At 53.5% G+C, this 21,892-nt stretch carries 16 protein-coding genes; 8 read left to right on the forward strand and 8 right to left on the reverse strand.

What is annotated here, in order from left to right; all coding sequences use genetic code 11:
* Positions 1–91: 91 nt before the first annotated feature.
* The 5 genes from serS to lrp form a co-directional block, all read right to left on the reverse strand.
* Positions 92–1,384: a serine--tRNA ligase gene (serS, locus tag ABSH60_RS02485; RefSeq protein ID WP_122094757.1), complete on the reverse strand. Its 1,293-nt coding sequence runs from the start codon at positions 1,382–1,384 to the stop codon at positions 92–94.
* Between the two features lie 106 nt (positions 1,385–1,490).
* The gene (locus tag ABSH60_RS02490; RefSeq protein ID WP_122094755.1) at positions 1,491–2,834 is read right to left on the reverse strand and encodes a replication-associated recombination protein A; all 1,344 of its coding nucleotides are present in this window, start codon (positions 2,832–2,834) and stop codon (positions 1,491–1,493) included.
* Between the two features lie 7 nt (positions 2,835–2,841).
* On the reverse strand, positions 2,842–3,453 hold the full coding sequence (lolA, locus tag ABSH60_RS02495) for an outer membrane lipoprotein chaperone LolA (protein ID WP_390972549.1): 612 nt from the start codon (positions 3,451–3,453) through the stop codon (positions 2,842–2,844).
* Positions 3,454–3,648: 195 nt separating this feature from the next.
* Positions 3,649–7,152, reverse strand: coding sequence for a DNA translocase FtsK 4TM domain-containing protein (locus ABSH60_RS02500; RefSeq protein ID WP_390972551.1), 3,504 nt, complete (start codon positions 7,150–7,152; stop codon positions 3,649–3,651).
* A 122-nt stretch (positions 7,153–7,274) separates the two neighbouring features.
* Complete coding sequence (gene lrp / locus ABSH60_RS02505) at positions 7,275–7,769, reverse strand: leucine-responsive transcriptional regulator Lrp (RefSeq protein WP_013574775.1); 495 nt, start codon at positions 7,767–7,769, stop codon at positions 7,275–7,277.
* Between the two features lie 729 nt (positions 7,770–8,498).
* Between lrp and trxB the strand changes: the two genes are divergently transcribed.
* The 5 genes from trxB to infA all read left to right on the forward strand — a co-directional run bounded on the left by trxB (position 8,499) and on the right by infA (position 14,194).
* Entirely contained in the window at positions 8,499–9,467 is a 969-nt protein-coding gene (gene trxB, locus ABSH60_RS02510; protein ID WP_122094749.1) for a thioredoxin-disulfide reductase, read from the forward strand.
* A gap of 137 nt (positions 9,468–9,604) precedes the next feature.
* On the forward strand, positions 9,605–11,371 hold the full coding sequence (cydD, locus tag ABSH60_RS02515; RefSeq protein WP_122094747.1) for a cysteine/glutathione ABC transporter permease/ATP-binding protein CydD: 1,767 nt from the start codon (positions 9,605–9,607) through the stop codon (positions 11,369–11,371).
* 2 nt (positions 11,372–11,373) lie between these two features.
* Complete coding sequence (gene cydC, locus ABSH60_RS02520) at positions 11,374–13,095, forward strand: cysteine/glutathione ABC transporter ATP-binding protein/permease CydC (protein ID WP_390972554.1); 1,722 nt, start codon at positions 11,374–11,376, stop codon at positions 13,093–13,095.
* A 52-nt stretch (positions 13,096–13,147) separates the two neighbouring features.
* Complete coding sequence (gene aat / locus ABSH60_RS02525) at positions 13,148–13,882, forward strand: leucyl/phenylalanyl-tRNA--protein transferase (protein ID WP_390972556.1); 735 nt, start codon at positions 13,148–13,150, stop codon at positions 13,880–13,882.
* Positions 13,883–13,975: 93 nt separating this feature from the next.
* Positions 13,976–14,194, forward strand: coding sequence for a translation initiation factor IF-1 (infA, locus tag ABSH60_RS02530; RefSeq protein ID WP_002211347.1), 219 nt, complete (start codon positions 13,976–13,978; stop codon positions 14,192–14,194).
* 219 nt (positions 14,195–14,413) lie between these two features.
* Here the strand turns inward: infA and clpA are convergent, their stop codons facing one another.
* Positions 14,414–16,696 (reverse strand): ATP-dependent Clp protease ATP-binding subunit ClpA, encoded by a 2,283-nt coding sequence (gene clpA, locus ABSH60_RS02535; RefSeq protein ID WP_056769228.1) that lies wholly within the window; start codon positions 16,694–16,696, stop codon positions 14,414–14,416.
* A 27-nt stretch (positions 16,697–16,723) separates the two neighbouring features.
* Positions 16,724–17,044 carry an ATP-dependent Clp protease adapter ClpS gene (clpS, locus tag ABSH60_RS02540; RefSeq protein ID WP_056769226.1) on the reverse strand — a complete coding sequence of 107 codons (321 nt, stop codon included), beginning with the start codon at positions 17,042–17,044 and terminating at the stop codon, positions 16,724–16,726.
* A gap of 382 nt (positions 17,045–17,426) precedes the next feature.
* Between clpS and cspD the strand changes: the two genes are divergently transcribed.
* Complete coding sequence (gene cspD / locus ABSH60_RS02545; RefSeq protein WP_056769224.1) at positions 17,427–17,648, forward strand: cold shock-like protein CspD; 222 nt, start codon at positions 17,427–17,429, stop codon at positions 17,646–17,648.
* A 287-nt stretch (positions 17,649–17,935) separates the two neighbouring features.
* Positions 17,936–18,925, forward strand: coding sequence for a DUF535 family protein (locus ABSH60_RS02550; RefSeq protein ID WP_390972562.1), 990 nt, complete (start codon positions 17,936–17,938; stop codon positions 18,923–18,925).
* On the opposite strand, the gene ABSH60_RS02555 is transcribed toward ABSH60_RS02550, so the two are convergent.
* On the reverse strand, positions 18,922–20,655 hold the full coding sequence (locus tag ABSH60_RS02555) for a DUF2813 domain-containing protein (RefSeq protein WP_390972563.1): 1,734 nt from the start codon (positions 20,653–20,655) through the stop codon (positions 18,922–18,924). The genes ABSH60_RS02550 and ABSH60_RS02555 overlap by 4 nt on opposite strands.
* A gap of 188 nt (positions 20,656–20,843) precedes the next feature.
* Here ABSH60_RS02555 and ABSH60_RS02560 point away from each other — a divergent pair, with 188 nt between their 5' ends.
* Positions 20,844–21,743, forward strand: a complete 900-nt coding sequence (locus ABSH60_RS02560) for a lysine exporter LysO family protein (protein WP_122094736.1) — start codon at positions 20,844–20,846, stop codon at positions 21,741–21,743.
* The last annotated feature ends 149 nt before the right edge of the window (positions 21,744–21,892 follow it).

A 21,892-nucleotide genomic window follows, 5' to 3' on the forward strand; every position in this document is an offset into this window, starting at 1 on the left:
AACAGCAGAACTCTCGTACAACGCACGATTTCAGACATAAAAAAAAGCGCCCGGAGGCGCTTTTCGCTATATTGTAAAGTATATAGCGGCATTAGCCGATATATTCTAAACCGCCCATGTAAGGACGCAGCACTTCCGGCACTTCGATACGGCCATCTGCTTGCTGATAGTTTTCCAGCACGGCAACCAGTGTACGGCCAACGGCCAGACCGGAACCGTTCAGAGTGTGAACCAGACGTGGCTTCTTCTCTGTTTTGCTACGGCAGCGAGCCTGCATACGACGCGCCTGGAAATCCCACATGTTAGAACACGAGGAGATTTCACGGTACGTATCCTGCGCGGGCAGCCACACTTCCAGATCATAGGTTTTGCTTGAACCAAAGCCCATATCGCCAGTGCACAGCAACATTTTGCGGTATGGCAGATTCAGCAGCTGAAGGACTTTTTCGGCATGGCCAGTCAGTTCTTCAAGCGCCTGCATTGAATCTTCCGGACGAACAATCTGAACCATCTCGACTTTATCGAACTGGTGCATACGGATCAGACCACGGGTATCACGTCCGTAGGAACCGGCTTCTGAACGGAAACATGGCGTATGCGCAGTCATCTTCAGAGGCAGTGATTCCTCATCGAGGATTTCGTCACGCACCAGGTTGGTCAGAGGCACTTCTGCCGTTGGGATCAGCGCATAATTGCTGCTGCCCGCTTCTTCGTCCAAAGGCTTGGTATGGAACAAGTCTTCGCCAAACTTAGGCAACTGACCGGTACCATAAAGCGTTTCATGGTTGACCAGATAAGGAACGTACGCTTCCAGATAACCGTGCTGCTCAGTATGCAAATCAAGCATGAACTGAGAAAGTGCGCGATGCATGCGGGCAATTTGCCCTTTCATGACAACGAAACGAGAACCGGTCAGCTTAACCGCAGCGGCGAAATCCAGACCGCCCGCCATTTCGCCAAGCGATACGTGATCGCGTACGGCGAAATCGTACTGGCGCGGTGTGCCCCAGCGGCTGACTTCCTGATTATCGTTTTCATCTTTACCGGCAGGTACGGAATCATCTGGCAAGTTAGGAATAGCAGAAGCGACATCACGGATATCATTTTGCAATGCGTCCAGTTCAGCTTTTGCTGCATCCAGCTTCTCACCCAGCGTAAACACTTCCTGACGCAGGGGTTCGATGTCTTCGCCACGGGCTTTAGCCTGACCGATAGTTTTCGATCGTGCGTTACGTTCAGCCTGGAGAGTTTCCGTTTCTACCTGCAAGACTTTGCGGCGCTCTTCCTGAGAACGCAGCTTTTCCACATCGAGTTTAAAACCTCTGCGAGCGAGTTTTTCTGCAACTGCGTCTAGCTCATTACGCAGCAGATTGGGATCGAGCATGCTAATCCTGTACGTGTCGTTATTGAATGTTAATTTGATGAAGCACGCCGCGTTAAACGGCAGCGTGTCAAAGAGTTATCCAGGTAACCTTACCGCAACGATAAAGTTAGCGGTAGCGTTTTGTCGGGCTATTTTGATCTTGTTCAGCAAGCCAAGCCAGCTTTTCACCGATCTTGCCTTCCAGACCGCGGGAGGTGGGATAATAATACTGAGTACGGGCCATTTCCGGTGGGAAATAATCCTCTCCGGCGGCGTACGCGTTCGGCTCATCGTGGGCATAACGATATTCTTTACCCAGCCCCATTTCTTTCATCAGCTTGGTCGGGGCATTACGCAAATGTTCCGGCACATCGAAGTCGGATTTTTCACGCGCATCACGCATTGCTGCTTTAAACGCACTGTAAACTGCATTACTTTTTGGCGCGCAAGCCAGATAGACAATCGCCTGAGCTATCGCCCGTTCACCTTCCGCCGGACCGACGCGGGTGAAACAATCCCAGGCTGCAATCGCCACCTGCATTGCGCGAGGATCGGCATTACCCACATCTTCAGACGCGATGGCTAATAACCGGCGGGCTACGTAGAGAGGATCTCCTCCCGCGGTGATAATACGGGCATACCAGTAAAGTGCGCCGTCCGGAGATGAGCCACGAACCGATTTGTGCAATGCAGAAATTAAGTCGTAGAAGCGATCGCCTTTGTTATCAAATCGCGCGCTGCGCTCACCGGATATTTCGGTCAATAATTCGGGCGTGAGTGTCCGGAAACCTTTTGCATCGACTTCTGCCATATCGGCCATCATTTCGATGCTGTTGAGCGCGCGGCGGGCATCGCCATTCACCAGCTCCGACAACATCCTGCGCGTATCTGGCGGAACACGAATTTTTTCATTGGCGTATCCGCGCTCGGCATTGGTGAGTGCCTGGTCGATGACTTTTTCGATATCTTCCGCAGTGAGGGATTTCAGCAGATAAACGCGGGCGCGTGACAGCAATGCAGAATTGAGTTCGAACGAGGGATTTTCCGTCGTCGCACCAATAAACGTAATGGTGCCGTCTTCAATATGCGGCAGGAATGCATCCTGCTGGCTTTTATTAAAACGATGGACTTCATCGACAAACAGAATAGTACGACGCCCGGCATCACGATTTTGACGGGCGCGCTCAATAGCTTCACGGATTTCTTTGATGCCTGAAGTGACCGCTGAAATGCGCTCGACGTCAGCATTTGCATAGCGGCCAATCAGTTCTGCCAGCGTCGTTTTCCCGGTGCCCGGCGGCCCCCACAAGATCATCGAATGCAACTGCCCTGCTTCAATCGCGCGTGGCAAAGGTTTGCCAGGCGCTAACAGATGTTGCTGTCCGATATATTCTGCAAGAGTGACTGGCCGCATTCTGGCGGCCAGTGGCTGAAATTCATTCTGGGAAAAATCGAGTGACATATTACTCAAAGGGGCCTCACTGACGCTGGTCGTCCACCGTCACACCTTGTGGTGGAGTAAATTTAAATTTGGCATCGTCAACGGTCGCATTCTGCTCACCTTTGAGAACGTAAGCGCTTTTCTGCCCGTCCTGCTCGATAGCCGAGAAACTCTTGATGGTGCCGGTCGGCGTCACGTTGATGGTGAATTGTTTCAGATTACCGGTTACGCCTTTAGGCGTTAATTCGAAATCATCGCCTTTTTGCTTCACGTTATATTTCGCCCAGTCGCTGCTGTCGTTACGGGTGATCAGCATAAACGGCGTGTTACCGGTCGCATTTTTCAACCAGGTTGCAGTCACTTGCTCAACAAACGGATTGTAGAACCACAGGGTTTTGCCATCGGAAACCAAAATGCTTTCATCTGGCGTGGTCATATGCCAGTTGAACAGGTTCGGACGTTTTACCCACAGCTGACCTTCGCCCTGCTGAACAGCGGCGCCATCATCACTGGTCACGGTCTGCGTAAAGCTGGCGTGGAAGGTGTTCAGTTTGCCCAGGCGGGATTTAAGATCGCTGCTGGCATCCGCCAAAACAGAAGCGGAGGTAAATGCAGTCAGTAAACACCCTACCATTAACAATTTTTTCATTCTTATTATTACCTCAGGGATCCAAAAACTCAGATGATGCCTTTCACACTGGCAAAAGACGTATGGTGCGAACTCTATCCGAGGCGGCGCCCCGGCGGTAGCTCAATCATCTGAAAAACATGTGTTTTACGCATCTTTGCACAAGGGCCGCTTTCGCGACCCTTCTTAACCTAATACGAGCAGTTCAGACAAGGCTCATTCATGCGAAGGGGGTGCCAGTACTTCACGGTTGCCGTTATGGCCCGGCGTACTCACGATCCCCTGCGCTTCCATTTGCTCAACGATTCGCGCTGCACGGTTGTAACCGATACGGAACTGACGCTGTACGCCGGAGATTGAAGCACGACGCTTATCAACAACGAAAGCGACTGCCTGATCGAACAACGCATCAAGTTCTTCATCATCACCCAGACCCAGCCCGCCACCTTCGCCATCATCGCCACCGGAAATGATGCTTTCGATGTATTTAGGCCGCCCGCGCGCTTTCCAGTCCTGCACAACAGCGTGCACTTCCTGATCGCGGACAAACGCACCGTGAACACGTACGGGTATCGATGAGTTAGGTGCCATATACAACATGTCACCCATTCCGAGCAGAGACTCTGCCCCCCCCTGATCGAGGATAGTACGGGAGTCAATTTTGCTTGATACCGTAAACGCAATACGGGTCGGAATGTTGGCCTTAATCAGGCCGGTGATGACGTCAACCGACGGACGCTGGGTGGCGAGCACCAGATGGATCCCTGCTGCACGGGCTTTCTGGGCCAGTCGGGCAATCAGCTCTTCCACCTTTTTACCCACGGTCATCATCAGATCAGCGAACTCATCCACCAGCACGACGATAAATGGCTCTTTGCCCAGGAATGGCGGCTCAGCAGCCATTCCGTCGCCCGGCTTCCAGAATGGATCAGGGATCGGGCGGCCCATGGCTTCCGCTTCCTGAATACGTTCGTTATAACCGGCCAGATTACGGACACCCAGCGCAGACATCAGTTTGTAGCGGCGTTCCATCTCACCGACACACCAACGCAGCGCATTAGCGGCGTCTTTCATATCGGTAACCACTTCCGTCAGCAAATGCGGGATGCCTTCATACACGGATAACTCGAGCATTTTCGGGTCAATCATGATGAAGCGCACTTCTTCAGGCGTAGCCTTATAGAGCATGCTGAGGATCATGGCGTTCACACCTACCGATTTACCGGAACCGGTGGTACCCGCCACCAGTAAGTGCGGCATTTTCGCCAGATCAGCCACCACAGGCTCACCGGAAATGTCTTTACCTAATACGATAGTCAATGGCGAAGGACTGTCTTTGAACTTAGCGCAGTCCAACACTTCCCGCAGATACACGGTCTGACGCTTTTTATTCGGTAACTCAAGGCCCACGTAAGGTTTGCCTGGAATGACTTCCACAACGCGGACTGCGACAGCAGACAACGAACGCGCCAGGTCACGCGAGAGGTTCGAAATGCGCGCTGCCTTTACACCCGGTGCCAGATCCAACTCGAAACGGGTAATCACCGGCCCCGGCAATTTGCCGACGACGTCCGCTTTGATACGATAATCGTTCAGTCGCGCTTCAATCAGGTTACCCATTTGCTCAAGCGCAAATTCATCCACAGGTTCAGCTTCTGCCGGTGGAGACGTCAGTAAATCCAGTGACGGCAATGGCGTCGTAGGTTTTACCAGCGGCTGCTCATGACGCATCAGGAATGGGTGGATGAGGCTGTCCATATCCGGTTTAGCCGCAGGCGGTGACTGGCGCGGCGCTTCATACTCTTGCGCATGTTGCACAGGCTGAGGCGATTGCGGCCGTTGGTAAGGTTCCTGTGCAAATGCTGCGGGCTGCGGTTCTTCTTCTGCCTGCGCGGACAAGGTAAACAGCGGCTCGGAAGGCGTATCGTCGACCAGATCAGCCATTGGCGAGAAGCTGAATGCGTCATGCTGGCTGAGCTTCATGGCCGCCGCGGCAAAATCATCCGCTGCAGACGTTGTGGACTCTGCCCGCTGCTGCTGTGGATCATTTGCCTGAGAATGATGATGCTGAACTACGCCGCTTTGCGGCTCAACGTCTTGCTGGTAACGGGTCTGTTCACGTGCAGCAAATGCGTTACGTAATTCCGCTTCCTGCAAGGCCGCCTCATCATCAGGTTCATCTTGCGCAGCCGTTTCGCCGTAACGCTGTTGCTGCTGATCGGAAAACGCCTGACGTAATGCAGCTTCCTGCATCGCAGCTTCATCCGCCAGAGACTGCTCGTCCTGATAGACAGGTTCCTGAGTGGCACTCTGCTGCGCCGTTTGCTCTTGCTGCTCAGCCATACGCTGAGAAGGCAGTTTTATCCCGTAGGATGCCAGCTCGCGACGCGTTGGGATCCGCACAGGGTTCGGTCTTGGCAATTCAGGGCCAAAACCTTTTTTGACCTGCGGATTTTCATCACTGACGGCGCTGAATGCAGGCATGAAAGTATTACCGGCAGTGGATGCGGCAGACTGCCCGGCTTGCGCCAGACCGGTTGCCAGCGCTGCCGTGGCAGCCACACTCGCAGCGTGAGCGCTGTCAGGTGTTGGCGAACTGAAGTCAAACGGCGAACGGGTGTTGTGTTCCGCCGCGGTCTGCCAGTTACCCATACGTGGCCCGTCATCTTCATTGTGTTCAGGTTGCACCGGTGACGGCGATTGCTGAACAGGCTGAGGATGGCGCGGTACCGGTGTTTCTTCCGGAATTTCGAAGCTGTATAACGGCGGCGCGGCAGGTTCATGGGCAGCAGGAGGTGGTGCAATATTCGCGACCGGCGGCTCTGCGGCATAACGACTGACGGCCTCAGGTGCAACGGGCGACGTTTCAGCCACCGGCACGGCATCAGCCACTGCGGGCTGAGGTGAAGATTCATTCACTGACGGGGCCGAGAACAGCACGTCATCTTCATCTGCATCTGCAGGCGCGGCTGCCACAGGTGATGCGGCTGCAGCTGTCGCTGCAACAGTTGCCGGAGCAGCATGCGCTACCGGTTTTGCATCACCCTCTTCTTCCAGCAACGGATCGTCGTGTTCGTCGTCATAATATTCATCGTCGTCACGGCGTGAACGGTTGGTCACAATGTTAGTGACACCGAGCACTGCACCACCAATTTTCTCAGCGATGGTCAGCCATGACCAGCCGGTAAACAGCGTCAGTCCGGCAGCCCAGACACACAGCAGAACCAGCGTGGCACCGACATTGTTAAAGTATGGTGTCATCGCCGTGCTCAGCAAACTGCCGATCACTCCGCCTGAGGCGAAATAATAGAGGTCATCGATGTTGACTGAGGCCAGTCCGCAAGACGTGACAATAAGCGCCAGCGTCCCAATGAGACGCAGCGACCAGGCAAAATAGTCGATGAAATCCTGATTATCGCGCTGACGGAAAGCCGCCCAGCACAAACACAGGATAATAGGGGGGATCGCGTAACCAAATACGCCAAAGATGAAGAACAGCGTATCCGCCATCCACGCGCCAACGCCGCCACCCCAGTTATGAATAGGCCCATGCCAGGCGGTTTGCGACCAGCTTGGATCTGAGGGGTTAAAACTCACCAGTGCTGCTATCAAATACGCAGCAAATATCGCCACCACAACCAGCAACGCCTCCACAATACGGCGGCCATTGCTCAGTCTTTTGAGGGTAACGTCTTTATCTTCTGTATATTCCTGGCTCAAGAAAGGCTCTCCAGGTTCCTGTGAACTGAGAAAAAGCAACAGCGCCGAGAGTTGACCCCGGCGCCATAGCTGTATAGATACACAGGAGTGTAGCTAAAGTTACAAGGTTTTGCACCTGACAATTACCGGGTCTTGATGACCAGGCGATTCGTCTGTTTCACTTCTTCCATTACCACATAGGTACGGGTGTCGTTAACACCCGGCAGACGAAGCAATGTCTCACCTAACAGCTTACGGTAAGCAGACATATCCGGTACGCGGGTTTTCAACAGGTAGTCGAAATCCCCTGAAACCAAATGACACTCCTGAATATCTTCGAGTTTTTGTACTGCCGCATTGAACTGCTCAAACACATCCGGCGCACCGCGGTTGAGGGTTATCTCAACAAAAACCAGCAGCGATGCATCAAGATAATGTGGGTTAAGCAGTGCGGTATAACCATTAATGAAGCCCTGACGTTCCAGACGACGAACGCGCTCCAGACATGGCGTTGGAGATAATCCCACACGTTTGGAAAGCTCGACGTTTGAAATCCGGCCATCCTTTTGAAGTTCGTTGAGGATGTTACGGTCAATACGGTCGAGATCTTTTCCCGGACGTTTTTTGTTGTCTACCATTATTATTGTCTCTCTGCTGTCCTTCCCTGCACCTGCCTACCCCAGCCAACTTCAATGTCTAAGGGTTGTCCCAAGCGAAGACCCGATTATTAAGGTTTACGCATCCAAAAGCCGTGTTTATCCCCTGTCATAAGGAACACGGCCAAAACCGGACACTCAAAAGAAATAACTCTGTGGAATTAATAGATTGGAAACAACCAATCTGATTCACCAAACCCTGCGGCAACACAAAAACCCAAAAGCAACACCAGAACGGGTCGGGTAGCAGCCATTTGGATAAATTCAAGTCACTGACAGGCAGTTAATTTCTTCTTACCCTGATGTTTTCGCAAATGCACAGCGGATTGTCAAAGTAAAAGAAGCAAAATCAGAAGAACGTGCCAGATTGAAAAGCCACCACCCCCTTTTTAGCTATCTTTTCTCTTTGAACAATAACAATTCCGTTCACACGTTATTTCAGCCATATCCCTACAAATTACCGTGATATGTGGCTATTTTAGCGTGTTATAGACAAGGTCCAGACTATCCCGACAATCAGACGTGCTGGTTTTTTATGCTTACCATCAATCAGTTACCTGAAACAGGGTGAAGCGCGAAATCCTTTTTACGCCGGTTGCGCAGTAAAAACTATCAGACAAATCGCTAACAACATCTGAGTTTGCTTTTTTTAACACGCAGTTTTCCCTACAATCGCTTATCGCTAGTCACCATCGCGGAGTTAGATTGCCCATGAGTACGGTTAAACACAGTAAATTATTGATTTTAGGTTCTGGCCCGGCAGGTTATACCGCCGCGGTTTACGCAGCGCGCGCCAACCTCAATCCTGTTTTGATTACCGGCGTGGAAAAAGGCGGTCAGCTGACCACAACCACCGAAGTGGAAAACTGGCCGGGAGATCCCGAAGGTCTGACCGGTCCGGCATTGATGGATCGCATGCATGAGCACGCCACTAAATTCAACACCGAGATCATTTTCGACCATATCAATAAGGTGGATCTGCAAAATCGTCCGTTCCGCCTGACGGGCGACAGCGGCGAATACACCTGTGATGCGTTGATCATCGCCACCGGCGCCTCTGCCCGTTACATCGGTTTGCCATCCGAAGAAGCGTTTAAAGGCCGTGGCGTCTCAGCCTGTGCCACCTGCGATGGTTTCTTCTACCGCAATCAGAAAGTGGCCGTTGTGGGCGGCGGGAATACCGCTGTGGAAGAAGCGCTTTATCTGGCTAACATCGCCTCAGAAGTCCATTTAATTCACCGCCGCGACAGTTTCCGTGCTGAAAAAATTCTGGTTGATCGCCTGAATGACAAAGTCGCCAGCGGCAACATTGTTCTGCACACCCACAAAACGCTGGACGAAGTGGTCGGCGATCAGATGGGCGTGACGGGCGCAAGCCTGATGGATGTCCGTACCGATGAAAAATCTCAGGTTGACGTCGCGGGCGTATTTATCGCTATCGGTCACAGCCCGAATACCGGCATTTTCGAAGGCCAGCTTGAGCTTAAAGACGGCTACATCAAAGTGCAGTCCGGCTCGCACGGCAATGCCACGCAAACCAGCATCCCGGGAGTTTTTGCCGCGGGTGACGTGATGGACCATATCTACCGTCAGGCGATCACGTCCGCCGGAACCGGTTGTATGGCCGCACTGGATGCTGAGCGTTATCTGGATGGTTTATCGCAAGCACCGGATTTGTAATCCTCTTTTCTGCGATTTATTTTCCATCATCCTGATGAATAAGGCGGCTATCTGGCCGCCTTATTCTTTTTGTTTTCTCCCCTCAGCATGTAACATGTTCAGCCTCCGAACCGGATAGCTGCACAGACTGATGCCTGATGAATAAAACACGACAACAAGAACTTATCCGCTGGTTAAAACAACAAAGCTCACGCGCCAAAGGCTGGATCCGTCTGTCGATGATGCTGGGTTTACTCTCGGGTTTACTGATTTTGGCTCAGGCATGGCTGATGGCCGGTCTGCTGCACAACCTGATTATCCAGCACACGCCCCGTGAAGACTTGCTGCAAAGTTTCCTGCTGATGGCGCTGACCTTTGTTTTGCGTGCCGTGGTGAGCTGGCTGCGGGAACAGGTGGGCTTTATTTGCGGACGTGTCATTCGTCAGGAGATGCGTAAATTAGTGCTCGACCGTCTGGAAAAACTGGGGCCAGCCTGGATACAGGGCAAACCGGCGGGCAGCTGGGCGACCATCATTCTTGAACAAATCGAAGATATGCAGGATTACTATGCCCGCTATCTGCCACAAATCGCTCTTGCGGGGATCATTCCGCTGCTGATTCTGGTCAGCATTTTCCCGATCAACTGGGCAGCAGGGATGATTCTGCTGGTCACTGCGCCGCTGATCCCGATTTTCATGGCGCTGGTCGGTATGGGTGCAGCCGATGCGAATCGTCGCAACTTTGTCGCCCTCGCGCGTCTGAGCGGCAACTTCCTCGACAGCCTGCGCGGCCTCGATACCCTTCGCCTCTTCCACCGCGGCACTGCGGAAATCGATCAGATCAAACGCTCTACTGAAAGCTTTCGTGCGCGCACCATGGACGTACTGCGCCTGGCTTTCCTCTCTTCTGCCGTACTGGAATTTTTCGCCTCAATCTCTATCGCCGTTGTGGCGGTTTACTTCGGTTTCTCTTATCTCGGCGAACTGAATTTCGGCAGCTATGGCACGCCGGTCACCCTGTTCGCTGGTTTTCTGGTGCTGATCCTCGCCCCTGAATTCTTCCAGCCGCTGCGTGATTTGGGTGCCTTTTATCATGCCAAAGCGCAGGCAGTGGGTGCAGCAGAAAGTCTGGTGACGTTCCTGACAGCCGAAAGTGCAGAGATGGGTGACGGCAGCCAGAACTGGCCACAGGGTGAGAAAGTGTCACTGCACGCCCGTGAGATGTTGATTCAGTCGCCGCAGGGCAAAACGCTCGCCGGCCCGCTGACGTTCAACATTCATCCTGGCCAACGCATTGCGATTGTAGGGCTAAGCGGTGCCGGAAAAAGCTCGCTGCTCAATGCCCTGCTGGGATTTTTGCCTTATCAGGGATCGCTGACGGTCAGCGGCATTGAACTGAAAACCTTGCGCAATGAGGAATGGCGTAAGCGGCTTAGCTGGGTCGGACAGAATCCACATCTGCCCGAACACACCCTGCGTGACAATATTCTGCTCAATCAGCCGGATGTCAGCGAGCAGCAACTCCAGTCGGCCATAGAGCGTGCGTATGTCAGTGAATTTTTACCGCTGCTGCCTCAGGGGCTTGAAACCGAACTGGGCGACAGTGCGGCACGTTTGTCGGTCGGTCAGGCACAGCGTGTCGCCGTGGCCCGTGCCCTGCTCTCTCCCTGCGAATTATTGTTGCTGGACGAACCTACCGCCAGCCTCGATGCGCACAGCGAAAAACGCGTGATGAGCGCGCTGAACGAAGCGTCTGAAGCTCAGACATCCCTGCTGGTCACCCATCAGTTAGAGGATACCCGTGACTACGATGAAATCTGGGTAATGGACAAAGGTCAGATCGCTGAGCGTGGCACCTTCCCTGATCTGGTTGCTCAGGGCGGATTATTTGCCAGCCTGTTGTCTCAGCGCAGTAAGGAGCTGTAATCATGAAAATTCTACTGCCTTATCTCGCCCTGTATCGCCGTCACTGGTTCCGTCTGTCACTGGGTATCATTTTGGCGATTGTGACCCTGCTCGCCAGCATTGGCCTGCTGACGCTCTCTGGCTGGTTCCTGGCGGCCTCTGCCGTCGCCGGTATCGCCGGGTTGTATACGTTCAATTACATGCTTCCGGCAGCCGGGGTGCGCGGTGCCGCAATCTTTCGTACTGCGGGGCGTTACGCTGAACGCCTGGTCAGCCACGATGCGACCTTCCGCGTACTGGCGCATTTGCGCGTGTTCACTTTCACTAAAATTATGCCGCTGTCGCCGGGTGGCATTGCGCGGTTTCGTCAGGCTGATCTGCTGAACCGGCTGGTCGCCGATGTGGATACGCTGGATCACCTGTATCTGCGTGTTATCTCTCCGTTGATCAGCGCTCTTGTGGTGATTGCGCTGGTGACCTTTGGGCTGAGTTTCCTTGACGTGAAACTGGCCCTGACGCTCGGCGGCATCATGATGATTCTGATGCTGCTCCTGCCGGTGATGTTCTATCGTGCAGGTAAACCCGCCGGACGTGAACTGACCGCTCTGCGCAGTGATTACCGGATGCAGTTGACGTCGTGGTTACAGGGCCAGTCAGAACTGGTGGTCTTCGGTGCGCAAGCGCGGTTCCGACAGAAACTGAATGATATCGAACGCCGCTGGATGCTGCGCCAGCAGCAGCAGGCCAGGCTCACCGGGCTGTCACAGGCGGTGGTCATTGCCGCGGCGGGTCTGACCGTAACGCTGATGCTGTGGCTTGCTGCCGGCGGGATCGGGACAATCGCAAATCCGGGCGCACTGATTGCGTTGTTCGTGTTTACCCCGCTGGCTGCTTTCGAAGCGCTGGGGCCGGTCGCCGCGGCTTTCCAGCATCTGGGTCAGGTGATTGCCTCCGCACAGCGTGTCAGTCAGATCATCGATCAGCCCGCCGATGTCACTTTCCCGGCACAAGGGCCGCAGGCCGCAGAACACGTCACTCTGTCACTGAAAAACGTGAATTTCACTTATCCCGGACAGCCGTTACCGGTGCTTAAAAATATTACGCTGGAAGTGGCTGCCGGTGAGCACATCGCCCTTCTCGGCCAGACTGGCTGTGGCAAATCGACCCTGTTGCAACTGCTGACGCGCGGCTGGGATATCAACAACGGCGCATTGAGCATTAACGGTCATGCGATAACGACCTACGATGAAGCGTCGCTGCGTCAGATGATCACCGTCGTCAGCCAGCGCGTACATATTTTCAATAATACGCTGCGTGAAAACCTGCGGATGGCCTCTCCTCAACGCTCCGATGACCAGCTTGCTCAGGCACTCAGACAGGTAGATTTACATGTTCTGCTTGAAGACGAAGGCCTGAACGCATGGCTTGGAGAGGGTGGCCGTCAGCTTTCAGGCGGCGAACAGCGTCGTTTAGGCCTGGCGCGTGCCCTGCTGCATAACGGCCCGCTGTGGTTGCTGGACGAACCCACCGAAGGGCTGGATGCAGAAACGGAAAACCATATTCTGGCCTTGCTGCACAAGCATTGTGAAAATAAAACGCTACTCTTAGTGACGCACCGTTTACAAGGTCTTGAAAACCTCGACAGAATTTGTGTGATGGAAGAAGGCGAGATTGTGGAACAAGGTGATCACCCGACGTTAGCCGCCTCACACGGCCGGTACGCCCGTTTTCTTGCGCGCGGCTGATGTCTGTAACTGATTTATGTGGCGGCCTGCCAGCCGCCGGATAAGGAGATCTATGCGGTTAGTTAAACTCGAAGCCAGTTCTGTTCATTTTCCGGATCCTGATACTGCGTTACAGGACCCGAACGGCCTGCTGGCTATCGGTGGCGACCTGACCTCACCGCGTTTACTTTCCGCGTATCAGCATGGCATTTTCCCCTGGTTTGAGCCCGGAGAGATGATCCTCTGGTGGTCACCCGATCCGCGCGCAATTTTAGTCCCTGAAGAGCGCCACATCAGCCGGAGTTTGCAACGTTTCATGCGTAAGATGCCTTTTCGTTTTACGCTCAATCAACGTTTCGAGCAGGTGATCCACGCCTGTGCGATGCAACGTGAAGAAGGCACCTGGATCGGCCCGCTGGTTCAGCGCGGTTATCAGGAATTGCACGAGGCCGGGCATGCCCACTCAGTCGAAGTCTGGGAGGGTGATGAGCTGGTCGGCGGTTTGTACGGCGTATCCGTCGGAAGTCTGTTTTGCGGTGAATCGATGTTTAGCCGCCGTGAAAATGCCTCCAAGTGCGCGCTCATGATGTTTTGCCAACATTTTTCCCGCAATGGTGGAGAACTGATTGACTGTCAGGTGCTCAACCCTCACACTGCGTCGCTGGGTGCGAGAGAGATCCCCCGCCGCCAATTTTTGCAGCAGTTATCCGAACTTTCGCAACGCGCGTTAGCACCGTATTGCTGGTTGCCACAAGACTTATCCCCACATGATGAAGACCTGCCAGTATTTCCGAAGGATAGGGAATAGGTGCGGTCATGAACCATACTTCTTTACATAATGTGGGTTTTTCGGCATTATCTTGCCGGTTAAAAACTATGGTAGTTAGACCTAGAGGATTCGATGGCCAAAGAAGACAACATTGAAATGCAGGGCACCGTACTTGATACGCTGCCAAACACTATGTTCCGCGTAGAATTAGAAAACGGACACGTAGTTACCGCACACATCTCCGGTAAAATGCGTAAGAACTATATCCGCATCCTGACGGGCGACAAAGTCACTGTAGAGCTGACCCCGTACGACCTGAGCAAAGGCCGCATTGTCTTCCGTAGCCGTTAATAAACGGCTCACTCATCGCTGATTTTCCGGCGATACCCGAGGATACCCTCTTCGCCCTTCCTGCACTTGCAAGGGCGTTTTGTGGTATCCGCAATTCGGCATGTGTTCCACTATCCTTTCTGAAATCCCTCACTGATTCCTGCAATTAAATAAAGAATTTCGGAAAGAAAAAAGGCGATGTTTTCACATCGCCTTTTGTTTTTTCATCACCGATGAAAATTAATGCACCGCACCTTCCGGCTTTTTCTTCTGCGCGCTCATGAAGTGGTAAGTCAGCTTATCGGCTTCCTTATCCAGCGCCACAGACACCGAGCCACCGTCTACCAGTGAACCAAACAGCAGTTCGTTGGCCAGCGGTTTTTTCAGGTTTTCCTGCACGGTACGGGTCATCGGACGCGCGCCCATCGCACGGTCATAACCTTTCACGGTCAGCCAGTCACGGGCTTCATCACTGACTTCCAGCGAGACGCCTTTGGCATCCAGTTGCGCCTGCAGTTCGACGATAAACTTATCGACCACCAGCTGGATCACATCGGTAGACAGATGGTTGAACCAGATCACGTTGTCCAGACGGTTACGGAACTCTGGTGTAAACACCTTCTTGATCTCTTCCATAGCGTCAGGGCTGTTGTCCTGATGGATAAGGCCAATCGATTTACGTTCAGTTTCACGTACACCGGCGTTCGTGGTCATCACCAAAATCACGTTACGGAAATCAGCTTTGCGCCCGTTGTTATCGGTCAGCGTACCGTTGTCCATGACCTGCAACAGCAGGTTGAAGACATCCGGATGCGCCTTCTCGATTTCATCGAGCAGCACCACCGCGTGAGGATGTTTAAGTACAGCATCCGTCAGTAAGCCGCCCTGATCAAAGCCAACGTACCCCGGAGGTGCACCGATCAAACGGCTGACCGTATGACGCTCCATGTATTCCGACATATCAAAGCGCAGCAATTCGATATCCATCGCTTTCGCCAGCTGAACCGTCACTTCGGTTTTACCCACACCGGTAGGACCGGCGAACAGGAAGGAACCGACCGGCTTGCGATCCTGACCCAGACCCGCACGGCTCATTTTGATCGCTTCTGTCAGGGCTTCGATGGCAGGATCTTGCCCGAAGACCAGCATTTTCAGGCGGTCACCGAGATTTTTCAGCACATCGCGATCGGTCGCCGACACGGTTTTTTCCGGAATGCGGGCGATACGCGCCACCACACTTTCGATGTCGCTGACGTTAACGGTTTTCTTGCGTTTACTGACCGGCATTAACCGGCTGCGCGCGCCTGCTTCATCAATAACGTCAATGGCTTTGTCCGGCAGGTGACGGTCATTGATATATTTGACCGACAGCTCCACCGCCGCACGCACCGCTTTCGCGGTATAACGTACATCGTGGTGCGCTTCGTATTTGGTTTTCAGGCCATTGATGATTTGCACGGTTTCTTCGACGGTCGGTTCAGTAATATCAATTTTCTGGAAGCGACGCGCCAGGGCACGGTCTTTCTCAAAGATATTGCTGAATTCCTGGTACGTCGTTGAACCGATCACCCGGATCTTCCCGCTCGACAGCAACGGTTTGATCAGGTTAGCCGCATCCACCTGACCGCCGGACGCCGCACCGGCACCGATAATCGTGTGGATTTCATCAATAAACAGAATGCTGTTCTTATCCTGTTCCAGCTGTTTGAGCAGCGATTTGAAACGTTTTTCAAAATCACCACGGTATTTCGTGCCTGCCAGCAGAGAACCGATATCCAGAGAATACAGGGTGCAGTCGGCCATCACTTCCGGCACGTCGCCCTGCTCAATTCGCCATGCCAGACCTTCAGCAATTGCGGTTTTACCTACACCGGATTCCCCCACCAGCAGCGGGTTATTCTTACGGCGACGGCAGAGCACCTGAATGGCGCGCTCCAGTTCTTTGTCACGGCCAATCAGCGGATCGATGCCACCTACACGCGCTAACTGGTTAAGATTAGTGGTGAAGTTCTCCATACGATCTTCCCCCGCCGACTGCTCTTCGTTAACTGGGTTTTCCGCATTGTTTGGCGCCTGGCTACCCGATTCATCTTTACGGGTACCGTGCGAAATAAAGTTCACCACATCAAGGCGGCTGACATCATGTTTACGCAGGAGATAGGCAGCCTGAGATTCCTGTTCGCTGAAAATCGCGACCAGAACGTTAGCGCCGGATACTTCACTGCGGCCAGAAGATTGCACGTGGAATACCGCACGTTGCAGAACGCGCTGGAAACTCAGCGTAGGCTGGGTGTCACGTTCCTCTTCACTGGCGGGTAAGGTGGGTGTGGTTTGCTCGATGAAGGCTTCCAGCTCCTGGCGTAATGCCACCAGATCGACTGTACAAGCTTCAAGCGCTTCACGGGCAGCAGGGTTGCTGAGCAACGCCAGCAACAGGTGCTCCACGGTCATAAACTCATGCCGGTGCTCACGGGCTCTTGCGAAAGCCATGTTGAGACTGAGTTCAAGTTCTTGATTGAGCATAGGCACCTCCCAAATAGATTGCCTTAATCAGGCTTTTTCCAGCGTACACAGCAACGGATGCTCATTCTCCTTGGCGTACTCATTTACGTGTGCGACCTTGGTTTCGGCGACTTCGGCGGTATAAACGCCGCATATCGCTTTGCCTCTATAGTGCACCTGGAGCATCAGTTGCGTTGCACGTTCAATATCATAAGAAAAGAACTTTTGCAGAACGTCAATCACAAATTCCATTGGAGTGTAATCGTCGTTGTTTAATATAACTTTATACATAGATGGCGGTTTTACCTCATCCTTTTGCTTATTCGCCGTCAAATGTTCAAAATTTAGCCAGTCTTGTTTGTCGCCCATTGCCTGCTCGTCACCTGTGAAGATCGTATTGGATGCTAAATACCTGACGTGAAAGCTTTCTGCGGGGCTTCACGCGGCTATTTCCCCATTTTACCATCTCTTGCGTCACGGTGCCGCTGCACAAAATGTCCTCTTTGCCATCAGCCCCGCTGGCATATATTTAACAAAATATGTCAATAGCGTTACCTGCTTCAAAGTTTGGTTATCTGCCCCCTTATGACAAATGCCGTTTCCTTGATCTCTAAACCGTTTCCACTAGAGTGTAAATTCGTGAGCTGAACGTCTTTTGAACAGGCCATCACTGGCCAGGTTCTGGTCTTCCCGCTCACCCAACTGGCTTTCACGCTAACGACCAGACTAGTCATGAGAGGGATGAAGAAGCATGCTGACGGGTACAGTGAAATGGTTCAATAATGCTAAAGGTTTTGGCTTCATCTGCCCGGAAAGTGGCGGAGAAGACATTTTTGCTCACTACTCCACCATTCAGATGGAGGGCTACCGGACATTAAAGGCAGGCCAGCAGGTCAGCTTTGATGTTCATGAAGGCCCGAAGGGGAATCATGCCAGCCTCATTATTCCAGTGGAAAGTGCAGCGGTCGCCTGACCTGTTCTGTTACAGCGGTTCGGATAAAAAATAATGCCTGTCACTCACTGACTGGCATTTTTTATTTATGGGGGAGAATGCGTCAGGCTTCAAGCCCTGAACGATAAATAAAGTACATTTTTTAGACACCGATTGCTAAGACACGACACAAAACAAATTAAATCTAAACACAATCTCAACAAATCGCGTTCAATCTCTCCCTCTTTTTGCCCGTTGCACCCCTGTTTATTGTTGGCCTGTTGAAATAGCCGTTATTGACATCCGGCCAGACAAAACAGGTAAACACCATGACCACATTCAGTTACCCATGCGAAGAAAAGGCTCCGCTTTCGGGTCTTCAGTTGATGACGGCGCTGCTCTCCCGTCGTCTGGTACCGGGACCTTCGTGGAAATTGCCGCGCTACCGTTTTAAATTCCTTTTTCGCGCGCTGACCCATCCGCGCCGAACCTTTAGCATGCTGGATTACCTGGCGCAGCATCCGCAGCGTGATGAGATCCTGACGGCGCAGCCGAGCCTGCCCTGCAAGTTACACCGCGTCTATCAGGCCGCCAATATCACGCCGGAGCAGGCGATGAAACGCATCACCGATCATTACGACATGATCGGCCACTGCCTGCCGGACGCCATTAACCACGGTTATCTCAGCAAAAAGCCGATGGCGATTGCCACCCTGACCGGTAAAGATGAGCAACGTTTCGCGATCACCTTCAATTCGGTTAGCCGTCTGGATAAAGAAGGTGAAGCAACGCTGACCTTCAACAACCCGCAGGGTGAACCGATCGCCATAGTGACGTTCTCGTTTATCCACTATCAGGGCCAACCGACGCTGTTCATCGGTGCGCTTCAGGGGCCCCGCGCGCACGTCGACCATCAGGAAATACAGACGGCAACCAAAGCCTGCCACGGTTTATTCCCGAAACGTCTGGTCATTGAAGCGCTGACCACGCTGGCTGAGCTGGCGGGCATGACGCAGATTGTTGCGGTAGGCAATCACACCCACATTTACGAAAACCCGCGCTACAAAAAACGTAAAGGTATGGTGTTTGCGGATTACGACAGCTTCTGGGAAACGATGGACGCAAAACAAGGCGAGGACGGCTATTTCCATCTGCCACGCCAGATAACACACCGTCCGCTGGAAGAAATTGCCAGTAAACGACGCGCTGAGTATCGCCGCCGTTACCAGTTATTAGATGAGCTGGAAACCCAAATCCGCCAGACATTTTCCAGCGGACATGGGCATGCAGTGCTGACTGAAGAGAGCCGCGCGGCTTAATCTGCCCTGCCGCGTGCCAGCCAGGCGACGCGTGAAAACATTTGCCGCAACAACGGGGGAATCGATGAGGTTCCCCGCAACGAAGCCGCCTGCGCCACATCTATCGCCAGATCGGGCTTTGAGCTGCGGTGAATGGCTTTGTCGATGATGCGTCTCGGCGACATCGGCACATTCTCCGCAATGGCGGAATGCTTGCGATACACGTCTTCAAAACCTTCCCGATACAGAAAATATTCAATGTCCTGAGAAGGCAGTGCGGTCAGGCGGTAGCGCAGATTATCATCATGATTTTCAACGTTAGCCTTTACCGTCGCCGCATATTTACGCCCTGCTTCATCGCCGTCCACCAGAGTGTGCCACTCAATGCCCATCTGCCGGGCGAAGCGCAGCAAGGGTTTTAACCCGCACTGGGCAAACTCGATCACCTTGATCCCTTCAGACTCAAAATGATAGCCGCACTGACGTGCCAGCTGATTGAGCAGCCAGACTTCGGTTTCCCCTTCCACCAGCAACCAGCAGCGGGCGAAAAGCGACGACGGGCGGTTAAAACGGATATGAAACGCAATGCGGCGGCTGTCCTCCATACTCAGCCCTTCCGGGCCAATGGCATAAGCCGCCACGCGGGATGACTCGCGCACCAGGCGACAAATCTGTTCAACCGGCACCAGTGAAAGTAAATCACCGGAGTTGGTGGTGGTAATGCGCTGCAACGGCAGTTGATCCAGTAATCCCCACGCCACGGACAGCATAATCGGATGCAGACGGGTTTCGGGGTCTTCGATCAGCAGCAGTGGCCGCGCATCCGGATGCAGCACCACCGAGCCTTTCGCCTGCAACAGCGTGGAGAACATGCCGAGCAGCATCACGCGCATACTGCGGCTGTTCGGCTCGGCAATCATCCGGTTGATATTATCCAGTGAACGCCATGCCCGGCGGCTTTCCGCACGGCCATGACGCTTCTGCTGCCACGGCGCGCTGCTGGACGTGCCCTGCTCGGCAAAATAATGTTCCAGCAGTTGCTGCATGGCCGACAGCCCGCTGCGCAGTTCACTGTTGGTCAGCGATTGCGGATTGCGCACCAGCCCGCGCGTCAGCTCATCGAGTTGCTGCGCCAGTTGTTCATTATTGGTGGAAAGTCGCGGTGCCAGCGTGTCACTGCGCAGCCGGCGGATAAAGCGCGCATCCCGCAGGCGTAAGACCGGGTTCAGGCGGATCAACGCCAGCGCCAGCGGGTCGATAGTCGTCAGATTCAGCGGCTGCCCGTTGGATGACAGAAAGCTGCGCAACGTCATCACGCTGCCGTCATCTTCCAGCTCACCTTCCAGACGGTAATAAATGCGGTTCAGACGATCCGGGCATTTCACCCACAGCGGAGACAGCGTATTAAAGCGCGGCGACATATGATGCCCGGCCTGATTTTCGCAGAAGGTAAACACGATATGCAGATACTGCGATTTCGACTCTTTTTCGCCCGCCGGAAAATAAAAATCTTCTTCTTTGAAGCAATACAGTTTGGCTTCGGGCGAAAGCAGCAGCGTCAACGCATCCAGCAGGCTGGATTTCCCCCAGGCATTTTCGCCGATAAGAACCGTGTTGGTCAGAAAGGATTCGGTCTGCCCCTGATGCGCCGGGCCGGTGATCGATGCCCCCCGCTGCGCAGGCTGAGTCAGGGTCAAAGAGAGCCGGTTAATACCGCGAAAACCGACAATATCAATATGTTCCAGATACATCAGACGCCTCCTGTGCGCTCAGTACTTAGCTGAGCATGGCGTTAAAAATCGGTTTCCGTCAAGGCTGCCCGACGATCTCTGTGTCGCAAAGCTGCTTTACAGTCAGATAACTTTTGGTTAGCGTGACGGGCGGTATTTTCTGTGCCGCCCTCCTCTCAGGGAGCCTCACTTTTCAGGGATTTGATCTCATGTATTCCGGCTTGTTGATTATTCTTTTGCCGTTGATTCTCGGTTACCTTATTCCGGTTAAAAACCGCGCTCTGCTGCACGTTGTGAACCAGATGTTGAGCTGGATGGTGTATGTCATCCTGTTCATTATGGGGATCAGCCTGGCCTTCCTCGACAATCTCAGCACCAATTTATTACTGATTTTCAAATATGCCGCCGTCTGTTTCCTGTGCATCTTTGTGATGAACTACGCGGCGCTTTGGCTGCTCGAACGCCGCCGTCCCTGGAAAACCCAGCATAAACAGGAAAAGTTACCGTCGCGTTTACACATGGCGCTGGAATCTCTGAAACTGTGCGGCGTGGTGATCGGTGGCTTCGCGCTCGGCCTGACGCAATGGCACTGGTTGACTTTCGCCTCGCAGGCCAGTGAACTCGCCCTGCTCTTCCTGCTGGCGCTGGTCGGTATCCAGCTGCGTAACAGTAGCATGACCCTGCGCCAGATCATCCTTAACCGCCGCGGCATGATAGTGGCGGTGGTGGTGGCGATCAGCGCGTTGATCGGCGGTGCGCTGGCCGCACTGCTGCTCGGGTTGCCGCTGAAAACCGGGCTGGCGCTCGCCTCCGGTTATGGCTGGTACTCGCTCTCCGGCATCGTTCTCACCGACTCTTTCGGGCCGGTCATCGGCAGCGCCGCATTCTTTAACGATCTGGCGCGTGAGCTGTGCGCAATCATGCTGATCCCGACGCTGGTACGCAGCAGCCGTTCCACCGCGCTGGGGCTGTGCGGCGCAACGTCGATGGATTTCACCCTGCCGGTCTTACAGCGCAGCGGCGGGCTGGATATGGTGCCGCCTGCGGTGGTGCACGGTTTCGTGCTCAGCCTGTTATCCCCGGTTCTGATGGCCTTTTTCTCGGCCTGATGACGCCGTTTTCCCGCTGCGTGATGCGGCGGGAAACGTCCTTCCCTGCCTGCAAAACTTGCGATAAATCAAGTTCAGCTCACTTCCTCTGAAAATCCCTTCATTTTTGAGCCTGCCGGTCTTAGGCTTGCATTAAAACAAGCATTTAA

This window comes from Rahnella sp. R3(2024), assembly GCF_042920125.1.
GTDB classification, from domain to species: Bacteria; Pseudomonadota; Gammaproteobacteria; order Enterobacterales; family Enterobacteriaceae; genus Rahnella; species Rahnella rivi.

Excerpts from the sequence above, each read along its gene's own strand:
- clpA (WP_056769228.1), bottom strand. The coding sequence starts at position 16,696 with ATGCTCAATCAAGAACTTGAACTCAGTCTCAACATGGCTTTCGCAAGA.
- cydC (WP_390972554.1), top strand. The coding sequence starts at position 11,374 with ATGAAAATTCTACTGCCTTATCTCGCCCTGTATCGCCGTCACTGGTTC.
- lolA (WP_390972549.1), bottom strand. The coding sequence starts at position 3,453 with ATGAAAAAATTGTTAATGGTAGGGTGTTTACTGACTGCATTTACCTCC.
- ABSH60_RS02555 (WP_390972563.1), bottom strand. The coding sequence starts at position 20,655 with ATGTATCTGGAACATATTGATATTGTCGGTTTTCGCGGTATTAACCGG.
- aat (WP_390972556.1), top strand. The coding sequence starts at position 13,148 with ATGCGGTTAGTTAAACTCGAAGCCAGTTCTGTTCATTTTCCGGATCCT.
- lrp (WP_013574775.1), bottom strand. The coding sequence starts at position 7,769 with ATGGTAGACAACAAAAAACGTCCGGGAAAAGATCTCGACCGTATTGAC.
- infA (WP_002211347.1), top strand. The coding sequence starts at position 13,976 with ATGGCCAAAGAAGACAACATTGAAATGCAGGGCACCGTACTTGATACG.
- cydD (WP_122094747.1), top strand. The coding sequence starts at position 9,605 with ATGAATAAAACACGACAACAAGAACTTATCCGCTGGTTAAAACAACAA.
- ABSH60_RS02560 (WP_122094736.1), top strand. The coding sequence starts at position 20,844 with ATGTATTCCGGCTTGTTGATTATTCTTTTGCCGTTGATTCTCGGTTAC.
- clpS (WP_056769226.1), bottom strand. The coding sequence starts at position 17,044 with ATGGGCGACAAACAAGACTGGCTAAATTTTGAACATTTGACGGCGAAT.
- trxB (WP_122094749.1), top strand. The coding sequence starts at position 8,499 with ATGAGTACGGTTAAACACAGTAAATTATTGATTTTAGGTTCTGGCCCG.
- cspD (WP_056769224.1), top strand. The coding sequence starts at position 17,427 with ATGCTGACGGGTACAGTGAAATGGTTCAATAATGCTAAAGGTTTTGGC.
- ABSH60_RS02550 (WP_390972562.1), top strand. The coding sequence starts at position 17,936 with ATGACCACATTCAGTTACCCATGCGAAGAAAAGGCTCCGCTTTCGGGT.
- serS (WP_122094757.1), bottom strand. The coding sequence starts at position 1,384 with ATGCTCGATCCCAATCTGCTGCGTAATGAGCTAGACGCAGTTGCAGAA.